This window comes from Citrobacter sp. Awk 2 (genome assembly GCF_028069815.1).
Classification (GTDB): domain Bacteria; phylum Pseudomonadota; class Gammaproteobacteria; order Enterobacterales; family Enterobacteriaceae; genus Citrobacter.
Map to the genome: position 1 here is coordinate 22,517 of NZ_JANEWL010000043.1, position 12,615 is coordinate 35,131.

A 12,615-nucleotide genomic window follows, 5' to 3' on the forward strand; every position below is an offset into this window, starting at 1 on the left:
TCAACAACTTAGCAATCCGAATTATTTAACCTGTCTATCACTAATAACTGTCCTGAAGGTATTGGTCAATACTTCCACACTGTTACATAACTAAATCTCCGGTGAAAGAGTGACCCCATAACTTTTACGCATTATATGCTTTTTCTGGTGTCGTTTGTAACAACTTTGTTTAATGATTGTCAAATCAGATGATTTAAAATTAAAATAATGTTGTTATCGTGACCTATGTCACTGTTCGGGATAAAACCCGACAAACTATATGTAGGTTAATTGTAATGATTTTGTGAACGTCCTATACTGCCGCCAGGTCTCCGGAATACCCTGCAATCCCGAGCCAACCAGCGTTGTAACGTGTCGTTTTAGCAACTGGAAGCAGTGTTTTATATGACGCGTAGTTATAGTAAGGACGCTGTCTGACCCGCACGCAGACCGGAGGAAGGAAATCCCGGCGTCTTTCAGACTACAGAAGTCTTTTTCTTCTGTGCCCGAAGTCCAAAGGGAATAATAAGAACAGCATGTGGGCGTTATTCATGATAAGAAATGTGAAAAAACAAAGACCTGTCAATCTGGATCTGCAAACGATCCGATTCCCAATCACGGCGATAGCGTCCATTCTCCATCGCGTATCTGGAGTGATCACCTTCGTGGCGGTCGGGATCCTGTTGTGGTTATTGGGTACCAGCCTGTCCTCCCCTGAAGGTTTCCTCGCCGCGTCATCCATTATGAATAATTTCTTCGTGGAGTTGATTCTGTGGGGGATTCTGATTGCGCTGGCCTATCACGCCGTAATGGGCATTCGCCATCTGTTGATGGATTTTGGCTACCTCGAAGAAACCCTCGAAGCAGGGACACGTTCCGCCAAAATTTCTTTTGTAATCATTGTCGTGCTTTCACTTCTCGCAGGAGTCCTCGTATGGTAAGCAACGCCTCCGCATTAGGACGCAATGGCGTACATGACTTCATTCTGGTCCGTGCCACCGCTATCGTTCTGACGTTATACATCATCTATATGGTCGGCTTCTTCGCCACCAGTGGCGACTTGACCTTTGAAGCCTGGACCGGTTTCTTCTCATCGGCATTCACCAAAGTCTTCACCCTGCTGGCGCTTTTCTCCATCTTGATTCATGCCTGGATTGGCATGTGGCAGGTGTTGACCGACTACGTTAAACCTCTGGCAGTTCGCCTGATTCTGCAACTGGCCATTGTCGTTGCGCTGGTGGTTTACGTCATTTATGGATTTGTTGTGGTGTGGGGTGTGTAATGAAACTGCCAGTCAGAGAATTTGATGCTGTTGTGATTGGTGCCGGTGGCGCAGGTATGCGCGCGGCGCTGCAAATTTCCCAGAGCGGTCAGACCTGTGCGCTGCTCTCCAAAGTCTTCCCAACCCGTTCCCATACCGTCTCTGCGCAGGGTGGTATCACCGTTGCGCTCGGTAATACCCATGAAGATAACTGGGAATGGCACATGTACGACACTGTGAAAGGGTCGGACTACATTGGGGATCAGGACGCCATTGAATATATGTGTAAAACCGGCCCGGAAGCGATTCTGGAGCTGGACCACATGGGGCTGCCGTTCTCCCGCCTGGAAAATGGCACCATTTATCAACGTCCGTTTGGCGGTCAGTCGAAAAACTTCGGTGGCGAGCAAGCGGCACGTACTGCAGCGGCGGCTGACCGTACCGGCCACGCGCTGTTGCACACGCTGTATCAGCAAAACCTGAAAAACCACACCACGATTTTCTCCGAGTGGTATGCGTTAGATCTGGTGAAAAACGCCGACGGCGCAATTGTCGGTTGTACCGCACTGTGTATCGAAACCGGTGAAGTGGTTTACTTCAAAGCCCGCGCGACCGTGCTGGCAACCGGTGGCGCAGGCCGTATTTATCAGTCCACCACCAACGCTCACATCAACACGGGTGATGGCGTAGGTATGGCAATCCGCGCTGGCGTGCCGGTGCAGGATATGGAAATGTGGCAGTTCCACCCAACCGGTATCGCCGGTGCGGGCGTGCTGGTAACAGAAGGCTGCCGTGGTGAAGGTGGTTACCTGCTGAACAAACACGGCGAACGCTTCATGGAGCGTTATGCCCCGAACGCGAAAGACCTTGCGGGTCGTGACGTGGTGGCGCGCTCCATTATGATCGAAATCCGTGAAGGCCGTGGTTGTGATGGCCCATGGGGTCCGCACGCTAAACTGAAACTCGACCATCTGGGTAAAGAAGTACTGGAATCCCGTCTGCCGGGTATCCTGGAGCTTTCACGTACCTTTGCTCACGTTGACCCGGTGAAAGAGCCGATTCCGGTCATTCCAACCTGTCACTACATGATGGGGGGTATTCCGACCAAGGTGACTGGCCAGGCGTTGACCGTGAACGAGCAGGGCGAAGATGTAGTTATTCCTGGGCTGTTTGCCGTGGGCGAGATCGCTTGCGTATCGGTGCACGGTGCCAACCGTCTGGGCGGCAACTCATTGCTGGACCTGGTGGTCTTTGGTCGTGCGGTCGGTCTGCATCTGCAGGAGTCTATCGCCGAGCAAGGTAACCTGCAGGATGCGACGGAAGAAGAGATCGATGCCTCTCTGGCGCGTCTGAATCGCTGGAACGGTAACCGCGACGGTGAAGATCCGGTTGTGATCCGTAAAGCGCTGCAGGAATGTATGCAGCATAACTTCTCGGTATTCCGTGAAGGTGATGCGATGGCGAAAGGTCTTGAAGAGCTGAAAGCCATTCGTGAGCGCCTGAAAAATGCCCGCCTGGATGATACCTCCAGCGAGTTCAACACCCAGCGCGTTGAGTGCCTGGAGTTGGATAACCTGATGGAAACCGCGTACGCAACGGCGGTATCCGCCAACTTCCGTACCGAAAGCCGTGGCGCGCATAGTCGCTTCGACTTCCCGGAACGTGATGATGAAAACTGGCTGTGCCATTCCCTGTATCTGCCAGAGTCGGAATCCATGACCCGACGTCAAGTCAACATGGAACCGAAACTGCGCCCGGCATTCCCGCCGAAGATTCGTACTTACTAATGCGGAGACAGGAAAATGAGACTCGAGTTTTCAATTTATCGCTATAACCCGGATGTTGATGATGCTCCGCACATGCAGGATTACACCCTGGAAGCGGAAGAAGGGCGCGACATGATGCTGCTGGATGCACTGATGCAGCTGAAAGAAAAAGATCCGTCGCTGTCGTTCCGCCGTTCCTGCCGTGAAGGGGTCTGTGGCTCCGACGGTCTGAATATGAACGGTAAGAATGGACTGGCCTGTATCACACCTATTTCTGCGCTGAATCAGCCGGGCAAGAAGATTGTCATTCGCCCGCTGCCGGGTTTACCGGTTGTGCGCGATTTGGTGGTAGACATGGGGCAATTCTACGCACAGTATGAGAAGATTAAACCTTACTTGTTGAATAATGGGAAAAATCCACCGGCTCGTGAGCATTTACAAATGCCAGAGCAGCGTGAGAAGCTCGATGGGCTGTATGAATGTATTTTATGTGCATGCTGCTCAACGTCTTGCCCATCATTCTGGTGGAACCCGGACAAGTTTATTGGTCCTGCAGGTCTGCTGGCCGCGTATCGTTTCCTGATCGACAGTCGCGATACCGAGACCGACAGTCGCCTGGACGGTTTGAGTGACGCTTTCAGCGTATTCCGCTGCCATAGCATCATGAACTGCGTCAGTGTTTGTCCTAAGGGACTGAACCCGACGCGTGCCATCGGGCATATTAAGTCGATGCTGCTCAAACGTAGTGCGTAAGTTGTTGTAGTGGTTGCCGGATGGCGACGTAAACGTCTTATCCGGCCTACGGGTTACGTACCTTGTAGGCCTGAAAGCTACGCGCCATCAGGCAATGGTTGCCGGATGCGACGTACCGTCTTATCCGGCCTACGGGTTATGTACCTTGTAGGCCTGAAAGCTACGCGCCATCAGGCAATGGTTGCCGGATGCGACGTACCGTCTTATCCGGCCTACGGGTTATGTACCTTGTAGGCCTGATAAGCAAAGCGCCATCAGGCGAATCGTTAATGTAGGAAACCTCTAAAAACTGCCCCTTATCTCTGACAGTTTTTAAAGGTTCCTTCGCGAGCCAAACAAAAAGAGCTCGCAAGTGAACCCCGGCACGCACATCGGTGTGCGTGGTAGTATCCACGGCGAAGTAAGCATACAAATGCTTAAGGGATCACGATGCAGAACAGCGCTTTGAAAGCCTGGTTGGACTCTTCTTACCTCTCCGGTTCTAACCAGAGTTGGATAGAACAGCTCTATGAAGACTTCTTAACCGACCCTGACTCGGTAGATGCTAACTGGCGTTCGACGTTCCAGCAGTTACCTGGTACCGGAGTCAAACCGGATCAACTCCACTCAAAAACACGTGATTATTTCCGTCGACAGGCGTTGATTACCCCACGTTACTCTTCTTCTATTTCCGACCCTGATGCCAATGTGAAGCAGGTTAAAGTCCTGCAGCTCATTAACGCCTATCGTTTCCGCGGTCACCAGCATGCGAACCTCGATCCGCTGGGGCTGTGGCAACAAGAAAATGTGGCCGATCTGGATCCGTCTTTCCACGATCTGACCGACGCTGATTTTCAGGAAAGCTTTAACGTAGGTTCTTTTGCCGGTGGCAAAGACACCATGAAGCTGAGCGACCTGGTTGTCGCACTGAAACAAACCTACTGCGGCCCGATTGGCGCCGAGTATATGCACATCACCAGCACCGAAGAGAAACGCTGGCTTCAGCAGCGTATCGAGTCCGGGCGTGCCGCATTCAGTAGTGAAGAGAAGAAACGCTTCCTCAGTGAACTGACGGCAGCTGAAGGCCTGGAGCGCTATCTGGGTGCGAAGTTCCCAGGGGCAAAACGCTTCTCACTGGAAGGTGGCGACGCGTTAATCCCGATGCTTAAAGAAATGATCCGCCACGCCGGTAACAGCGGAACCCGTGAAGTGGTTCTGGGCATGGCGCACCGCGGTCGTTTGAACGTACTGGTTAACGTGCTGGGTAAACGCCCGCAGGAACTGTTCGACGAATTCGCAGGCAAACATAAAGAACACCTCGGCACCGGCGATGTGAAGTACCACATGGGCTTCTCATCAGATATCGAAACCGAAGGCGGTCTGGTGCACCTGGCGCTGGCGTTTAACCCGTCGCACCTTGAAATCGTTAGCCCGGTGGTTATCGGGTCGGTACGTGCGCGTCTGGATCGTCTGGACGAGCCAAGCAGCAATAAAGTATTGCCGATTACGATTCACGGTGATGCGGCAGTGACCGGACAGGGCGTGGTTCAGGAAACCCTGAACATGTCGAAAGCGCGTGGTTACGAAGTGGGCGGTACCGTTCGCATCGTCATCAACAACCAGGTGGGCTTCACCACCTCTAACCCGCTGGACGCACGTTCTACACCATACTGCACCGACATCGGTAAGATGGTTCAGGCGCCGATCTTCCACGTGAATGCGGATGACCCGGAAGCGGTTGCTTTCGTTACCCGTCTGGCGCTGGATTTCCGTAATACCTTTAAACGTGATGTCTTCATTGATCTGGTGTGTTACCGCCGTCACGGCCATAACGAAGCCGATGAGCCGAGCGCAACCCAGCCGTTGATGTATCAGAAAATCAAAAAGCATCCGACCCCGCGCAAAATCTACGCTGACAAACTGGAAGCCGATAAAGTTGCCACGCTGGAAGATGCGACCGAAATGGTCAACCTCTATCGTGATGCGCTGGATGCTGGCGAATGTGTCGTGAAAGAGTGGCGTCCAATGAACATGCACTCCTTCACCTGGTCACCGTACCTCAACCACGAGTGGGATGAAAATTACCCAAGCAAGGTTGAAATGAAGCGTTTGCAGGAATTGGCCAAACGCATCAGTACCGTACCAGAAGCGGTTGAAATGCAGTCGCGCGTTGCCAAGATTTACGGCGACCGTCAGGCAATGGCGGCTGGTGAGAAGCTGTTCGACTGGGGTGGCGCAGAGAATTTGGCTTATGCCACGCTGGTAGACGAAGGCATTCCGGTACGTCTGTCGGGTGAAGACTCCGGCCGTGGTACTTTCTTCCACCGTCACGCGGTGATCCATAACCAGGCGAACGGTTCAACCTACACTCCGCTGCAGCATGTGCATAACGGACAGGGCACCTTCCGCGTATGGGACTCCGTACTGTCTGAAGAAGCGGTGCTGGCATTTGAATACGGTTATGCCACGGCTGAACCGCGTACCCTGACCATCTGGGAAGCGCAGTTTGGTGACTTCGCCAACGGTGCGCAGGTGGTTATCGACCAGTTCATCTCGTCCGGCGAGCAGAAATGGGGCCGCATGTGTGGTCTGGTGATGCTGCTGCCGCATGGCTATGAAGGTCAGGGACCGGAGCACTCCTCTGCGCGTCTGGAACGTTACCTGCAACTTTGTGCTGAGCAAAACATGCAGGTTTGCGTCCCATCTACGCCGGCACAGGTTTACCACATGCTGCGTCGTCAGGCGCTGCGCGGTATGCGTCGTCCGCTGGTGGTGATGTCACCGAAGTCATTGCTGCGTCATCCGCTGGCGGTGTCTACGCTCGACGAACTGGCGAACGGCACATTCCTGCCAGCCATTGGTGAGATTGATGAACTTGATCCACAAGCCGTGAAGCGTGTCGTAATGTGTTCTGGTAAGGTTTATTACGACCTGCTGGAGCAACGCCGTAAGAATGGCCAAAAAGATGTTGCCATTGTACGCATCGAACAGCTCTATCCATTCCCGCATAAAGCGGTGCAGGAAGCGCTGAAACCGTTTGCTCATGTACATGATTTTGTCTGGTGCCAGGAAGAGCCGCTTAACCAGGGCGCATGGTACTGCAGCCAGCATCATTTCCGTGAAGTAATTCCATTTGGGTCAGCTCTGCGTTATGCAGGTCGCCCGGCCTCTGCCTCTCCGGCAGTAGGATATATGTCCGTTCACCAGAAACAGCAACAAGATCTGGTAAATGACGCGCTGAACGTCGATTAAATAAAGGATAAATAATGAGTAGCGTAGATATTCTTGTTCCCGACCTGCCTGAATCCGTAGCGGATGCAACGGTTGCAACCTGGCACAAAAAACCGGGCGATGCAGTACGTCGTGATGAAGTACTGGTAGAAATCGAAACTGACAAAGTGGTACTGGAAGTACCGGCATCAGCGGACGGTATTCTTGATGCGGTCCTGGAAGATGAAGGGACAACGGTAACTTCTCGCCAGATCCTCGGTCGCCTGCGTGAAGGCAACAGCGCCGGTAAAGAGACCAGCGCCAAGTCTGAAGAGAAAGATTCTACTCCGGCGCAGCGCCAGCAGGCGTCCCTCGCCGAGCAGAACAACGATGCCCTGAGCCCGGCAATCCGTCGCCTGTTGGGTGAGCATAACCTCGAAGCCAGCGCTATCAACGGCACAGGCGTCGGTGGGCGTATTACGCGTGAAGATGTTGAAAAACATCTGGCTAAAGCGCCGGCGGCGAAAGCTGAAGCGAAAGCACCGGCCGCAGCACCTGCGGCACAGCCTGCGCTGGGCGCACGTGGTGAAAAACGCGTTCCGATGACCCGTCTGCGTAAGCGCGTGGCTGAGCGTCTGCTGGAAGCGAAAAACTCTACCGCGATGCTGACAACCTTCAACGAAGTCAACATGAAGCCAATCATGGACCTGCGTAAGCAGTACGGTGACGCGTTTGAGAAACGCCACGGTATCCGTCTGGGCTTTATGTCTTTCTACGTTAAAGCCGTTGTTGAAGCGCTGAAACGCTATCCGGAAGTGAACGCGTCTATCGATGGTGATGACGTGGTTTATCACAACTACTTTGATGTCAGCATGGCGGTCTCCACGCCGCGTGGTCTGGTTACCCCGGTACTGCGTGATGTTGATCTGCTGGGTATGGCCGACATCGAGAAGAATATTAAAGAACTGGCAGTAAAAGGTCGTGACGGCAAGCTGACGGTTGAAGATCTGACGGGCGGTAACTTCACCATCACTAACGGTGGTGTGTTCGGTTCCCTGATGTCTACGCCTATCATCAACCCGCCGCAGAGTGCCATCCTGGGTATGCATGCCATCAAAGACAGACCGATGGCGGTAGACGGTAAGGTTGAAATCCTGCCGATGATGTATCTGGCGCTGTCTTATGACCACCGTCTGATCGATGGTCGTGAGTCAGTAGGCTTCCTGGTAACCATTAAAGAGTTGCTGGAAGATCCAACACGTCTGCTGCTGGACGTGTAACCAAAAAGAGTATCACCTGCCCCGTAGGTCTGGACGCCTTATCAGGCCTACGGGTAAAAGATAACGATTACCTGAAGGATGGACAGAACACATGAACTTACATGAATATCAGGCAAAACAACTTTTTGCCCGCTATGGCTTACCGGCACCGGTGGGTTATGCCTGTACTACTCCGCGTGAAGCCGAAGAAGCCGCATCTAAAATCGGCGCAGGCCCGTGGGTAGTAAAATGTCAGGTTCACGCTGGTGGCCGTGGTAAAGCGGGCGGTGTGAAGGTTGTTAACAGCAAAGAAGACATTCGCGCTTTTGCTGAACACTGGCTGGGTAAACGTCTGGTCACTTACCAGACAGACGCACATGGCCAACCGGTAAACCAGATTCTGGTTGAAGCTGCGACCGACATTGGTAAAGAACTTTACCTCGGCGCAGTGGTTGACCGTAGTTCCCGTCGCGTGGTCTTTATGGCCTCTACCGAAGGCGGTGTGGAAATCGAAAAAGTGGCGGAAGAAACGCCACACCTGATCCACAAGGTGGCGCTCGATCCGCTGGCTGGCCCAATGCCTTACCAGGGTCGTGAACTGGCGTTCAAACTGGGTCTGGAAGGTAAACAGGTTCAGCAGTTCACCAAGATCTTCATGGGGCTGGCGACGATTTTCCTGGAGCGCGACCTGGCGCTGATCGAAATCAACCCGCTGGTGGTAACCAAACAAGGCGATCTGATCTGCCTCGACGGTAAACTGGGCGCTGACGGTAACGCGCTGTTCCGCCAGGCTGACCTGCGTGAAATGCGCGACCAGTCTCAGGAAGATCCGCGTGAAGCGCAGGCTGCACAGTGGGAACTGAACTACGTCGCACTGGACGGGAACATTGGTTGTATGGTTAACGGTGCGGGCCTGGCAATGGGCACCATGGATATCGTTAAACTGCACGGCGGTGAACCAGCGAACTTCCTGGACGTTGGCGGCGGCGCGACCAAAGAACGTGTAACCGAAGCATTCAAAATCATCCTCTCTGACGACAATGTTAAAGCTGTTCTGGTTAACATCTTCGGCGGTATCGTTCGTTGCGATCTGATCGCTGACGGTATCATCGGTGCGGTAGCGGAAGTGGGTGTTAACGTTCCTGTTGTTGTGCGTCTGGAAGGCAACAACGCCGAACTCGGCGCGAAGAAACTGGCTGACAGCGGCCTGAATATTATTGCAGCGAAAAGTCTGACGGATGCAGCTCAGCAGGTTGTTGCCGCAGTGGAGGGGAAATAATGTCAGTTTTAATTAATAAAGATACCAAGGTTATCTGCCAGGGCTTCACCGGTAGCCAGGGGACATTCCACTCTGAACAGGCTATTGCTTACGGTACGCAAATGGTCGGTGGCGTTACACCGGGTAAAGGCGGCACCACGCATCTGGGTCTGCCGGTATTCAATACCGTACGTGAAGCCGTAGAAGCGACCGGCGCAACCGCCACCGTTATCTACGTTCCGGCACCGTTTTGCAAAGATTCCATCCTGGAAGCTATCGATGCAGGCATCAAGCTTATCATCACTATCACCGAAGGTATCCCAACGCTGGATATGCTGACCGTGAAAGTGAAACTGGATGAAGCTGGCGTACGCATGATCGGCCCGAACTGCCCAGGTGTTATCACCCCGGGCGAATGTAAAATCGGCATCATGCCGGGCCACATTCATAAACCGGGTAAAGTGGGCATTGTTTCCCGTTCCGGTACGCTGACCTATGAAGCGGTTAAGCAGACCACCGACTACGGTTTTGGCCAGTCTACCTGTGTCGGTATCGGCGGTGACCCGATCCCAGGCTCTAACTTTATCGACATCCTGAAACTGTTCCAGGAAGATCCGCAGACTGAAGCGATCGTGATGATCGGTGAGATCGGCGGTAGCGCAGAAGAAGAAGCGGCTGCGTACATTAAAGATCACGTGACTAAGCCGGTTGTGGGTTACATCGCAGGTGTGACCGCGCCGAAAGGCAAACGTATGGGGCACGCGGGCGCAATCATCGCGGGTGGTAAAGGGACAGCGGATGAGAAATTCGCTGCGCTGGAAGCTGCTGGTGTGAAAACCGTGCGTAGTCTGGCCGATATCGGCGAAGCGCTGAAAGCGGTAATTAAGTAATTCTCAAAAAGCAGTATAAGGTCCGACTCTTTCGCGTAGCAGAAAAAAGCTGTTACGCGAAGGAAGCAAGACTGATTCGTTTTCGACATGGTTGGCCATCTATTGATGGCCTTTTTTATTTTCTGTCATCCCGCATCATGCAATTTGATCACATTCATCTTCACAAATGAGATTATTTTTTGCGGCGAGCATCATTCTTTCTTTTGCCTGGATTTTGCATATTACCGCCTTTAGTCATATTAAGGTTGGAGGATGATGTGTCGCTGAAAATTCAGGATGATTACTTACCATGTTTTTTCTCTATAGCAGAAGTTTTCTCCAATGCGACGGGGTTAGCAACGGTAGTCGTTGATGTTACAGGCAGAGCACTCTCTGACTGCCATAATTTTAATTCATTCTGTAAGCTGATGAGAGCGAATAAACGCTACAGTGTTGGTTGCCAGGCATGCGATAAACAGTGTGCTTTTGAGGCACTGAAACAGTGTAAACCCAGAATATTCAGCTGCCATGCAGGGTTAAGTTTGTTCTCCATACCATTAATTTATGAGGGGAATCTGCATGGTTTTATTATCTGTGGTCAGGTTCGGGCTAAGTACCAGGAATATAAAACTATCGTCGTTGAAGATGAATTACGATGGATGGGCGATCCTGAAATAAAAACTGAGTGGGATCAGCTTGTTGCGGTTGATAATAATACGCTGGTGGCATCGGCTAATTTATTGCATTTTATTGTTAATAATTTTGAGAGAGAAGAAAAACAATCTGAAGTGGTATTCGATAAACCGGTAAGTAGCGTCCGGCACTATTTTACGGAGCTTTCTCGTCATGAGAAAAAACTACTGGCGGCACTGCGATATATTGATGAGAACTTGTATAGTGACTTATCCCTGGAGTCTGTGGCTGCACATGTCTGTTTAAGTGCAAATTATTTTAGTCGATTTTTTAAGAAGCGTCAGGGCGTTAATTTTAAAACCTGGGTAAATCAGAAAAAAATGCAAAAGGCGGGGGAGTTATTACATGATCCTGTTCATTCAATAGACAGTATTGCCCGGAAACTTCAGTACGCACAAACCAGTTATTTTTGTCGCGTTTTCCGGGCGGCGCATCAAACATCACCTCAGTCTTTTCGTCACGCCAGACTCTCGCAGTAAAGATGTTCAGGGAGTTCGATAGCGGCAGGAATGAAAGACAAACGATCGCTCAGCGTGACGACATCGCCAATGACTACCAGTGCAGGTGGCGTAATGTTGGCTTCCTGCGCATTGCTCAGTAATGATCCGAGAGTACAGGTCAGTCGGCGCTGATTCTCCCGGGTCGCGGACATGATAATGGCCGCGGGTGTCTCCGCCGGTTTTCCGCCCATCAGTAGCTCTTCACAGATGAATGCCAGATTCGCGATACCCATGACGATAACCAATGTACCGGTCAGTTTGGCCAGCTGGCGCCAGTCCTGTTGCTGGTTACCTTCGCGTGTATGGCCGGTCACCACGTGAAAACCAGAGGCGTAATCGCGATGTGTTACCGGGATCCCGGCACAGGTTAATCCCCCAATGGTTGAACTGATACCGGGGACGACTTCAAAAGGAATCCCCGGCTCGATAAGCCCTTCAGCTTCTTCGGCCCCACGACCAAATACGTAAGGATCGCCGCCTTTTAAGCGCACGATATTGTGATGCGTCTGGGCATACTGAACGAGAAGCGCATTGATTTCATCCTGCGGAACGCAATGAAATCCTGGATTCTTACCGACATTGATAAGCTCACAGTCAGCGGATGCCCATTCCAGAATCTTAGGATTGACCAACCTGTCGTAAATAATGACATCCGCTTGTTTAATGCACATCACTGCTTTGAGGGTGAGTAATGAAATATCACCGGGACCTGCGCCAACGAGCCAGACCTTTCCGAAAGTTTTCACATTGTGTCCTTTATCACGTCTAACAAAAAAAAGGCAGAACCACCCCGGAGAATGATTAAAAGCAGTCGTTTGCCTGTAAGTTATAACGCTAAATTTTCCTAAATTATCGCAAGGATAATATTGATTAATCTCGCAAAGTTTTTTCCACAATAAACAAGATGACTTGAAAAATTATTAAGAACTTATTGGCGCTATGTGTCTGAATTTAACCTTAATTAAATTGTGTTTATTGTTGTGCTTGAGTATTATTGGTTAATATTTATCCGCCATCAGTATGAACAAATCATGGATTGGATCAATGACATCAATGCCTGAAATAAAATATAACACTCGATGTTTACT

10 protein-coding genes and 1 pseudogene are annotated in these 12,615 nt (G+C 51.5%); 9 read left to right on the top strand and 2 right to left on the bottom strand.

Annotated elements, in window-relative coordinates:
* Window positions 1-21: 21 nt before the first annotated feature.
* A pseudogene (locus tag NNO02_RS12500) lies at window positions 22-132 on the bottom strand (hypothetical protein).
* A gap of 383 nt (window positions 133-515) precedes the next feature.
* On the opposite strand from NNO02_RS12500, the gene sdhC reads away from it, so the two are divergent.
* The 9 genes from sdhC (at window position 516) to NNO02_RS12545 (ending at window position 11,506) form a co-directional block, all read left to right on the top strand.
* Complete coding sequence (gene sdhC / locus NNO02_RS12505) at window positions 516-920, top strand: succinate dehydrogenase cytochrome b556 subunit (RefSeq protein ID WP_271449843.1); 405 nt, start codon at window positions 516-518, stop codon at window positions 918-920.
* Window positions 914-1,261, top strand: coding sequence for a succinate dehydrogenase membrane anchor subunit (sdhD, locus tag NNO02_RS12510; protein ID WP_271449842.1), 348 nt, complete (start codon window positions 914-916; stop codon window positions 1,259-1,261). Before sdhC ends, sdhD begins: the two co-directional genes overlap by 7 nt.
* Complete coding sequence (gene sdhA, locus NNO02_RS12515; RefSeq protein WP_271449841.1) at window positions 1,261-3,027, top strand: succinate dehydrogenase flavoprotein subunit; 1,767 nt, start codon at window positions 1,261-1,263, stop codon at window positions 3,025-3,027. The genes sdhD and sdhA overlap by 1 nt, the downstream gene beginning before the upstream one ends.
* A 15-nt stretch (window positions 3,028-3,042) precedes the next feature.
* The gene (gene sdhB, locus NNO02_RS12520; RefSeq protein WP_202039119.1) at window positions 3,043-3,759 is read left to right on the top strand and encodes a succinate dehydrogenase iron-sulfur subunit SdhB; all 717 of its coding nucleotides are present in this window, start codon (window positions 3,043-3,045) and stop codon (window positions 3,757-3,759) included.
* A gap of 429 nt (window positions 3,760-4,188) precedes the next feature.
* On the top strand, window positions 4,189-6,990 hold the full coding sequence (sucA, locus tag NNO02_RS12525; RefSeq protein WP_271442215.1) for a 2-oxoglutarate dehydrogenase E1 component: 2,802 nt from the start codon (window positions 4,189-4,191) through the stop codon (window positions 6,988-6,990).
* Between the two features lie 14 nt (window positions 6,991-7,004).
* Window positions 7,005-8,228: a 2-oxoglutarate dehydrogenase complex dihydrolipoyllysine-residue succinyltransferase gene (gene odhB, locus NNO02_RS12530; RefSeq protein ID WP_271450211.1), complete on the top strand. Its 1,224-nt coding sequence runs from the start codon at window positions 7,005-7,007 to the stop codon at window positions 8,226-8,228.
* 91 nt (window positions 8,229-8,319) lie between these two features.
* Window positions 8,320-9,486 (top strand): ADP-forming succinate--CoA ligase subunit beta, encoded by a 1,167-nt coding sequence (sucC, locus tag NNO02_RS12535; protein ID WP_003022927.1) that lies wholly within the window; start codon window positions 8,320-8,322, stop codon window positions 9,484-9,486.
* Window positions 9,486-10,355, top strand: coding sequence for a succinate--CoA ligase subunit alpha (gene sucD / locus NNO02_RS12540; protein ID WP_005122544.1), 870 nt, complete (start codon window positions 9,486-9,488; stop codon window positions 10,353-10,355). The genes sucC and sucD overlap by 1 nt, the downstream gene beginning before the upstream one ends.
* A 257-nt stretch (window positions 10,356-10,612) precedes the next feature.
* Window positions 10,613-11,506, top strand: a complete 894-nt coding sequence (locus NNO02_RS12545; RefSeq protein ID WP_271450210.1) for a PocR ligand-binding domain-containing protein — start codon at window positions 10,613-10,615, stop codon at window positions 11,504-11,506.
* On the opposite strand, the gene cobA is transcribed toward NNO02_RS12545, so the two are convergent.
* Window positions 11,485-12,273, bottom strand: a complete 789-nt coding sequence (gene cobA, locus NNO02_RS12550; protein WP_271454921.1) for a uroporphyrinogen-III C-methyltransferase — start codon at window positions 12,271-12,273, stop codon at window positions 11,485-11,487. The genes NNO02_RS12545 and cobA overlap by 22 nt on opposite strands.
* Between the last annotated feature and the right edge of the window lie 342 nt (window positions 12,274-12,615).

Coding starts and splice junctions, on each gene's coding strand:
- sdhC (WP_271449843.1), top strand. CDS start 516: ATGTGGGCGTTATTCATGATAAGAAATGTGAAAAAACAAAGACCTGTC.
- sdhD (WP_271449842.1), top strand. CDS start 914: ATGGTAAGCAACGCCTCCGCATTAGGACGCAATGGCGTACATGACTTC.
- sdhA (WP_271449841.1), top strand. CDS start 1,261: ATGAAACTGCCAGTCAGAGAATTTGATGCTGTTGTGATTGGTGCCGGT.
- sdhB (WP_202039119.1), top strand. CDS start 3,043: ATGAGACTCGAGTTTTCAATTTATCGCTATAACCCGGATGTTGATGAT.
- sucA (WP_271442215.1), top strand. CDS start 4,189: ATGCAGAACAGCGCTTTGAAAGCCTGGTTGGACTCTTCTTACCTCTCC.
- odhB (WP_271450211.1), top strand. CDS start 7,005: ATGAGTAGCGTAGATATTCTTGTTCCCGACCTGCCTGAATCCGTAGCG.
- sucC (WP_003022927.1), top strand. CDS start 8,320: ATGAACTTACATGAATATCAGGCAAAACAACTTTTTGCCCGCTATGGC.
- sucD (WP_005122544.1), top strand. CDS start 9,486: ATGTCAGTTTTAATTAATAAAGATACCAAGGTTATCTGCCAGGGCTTC.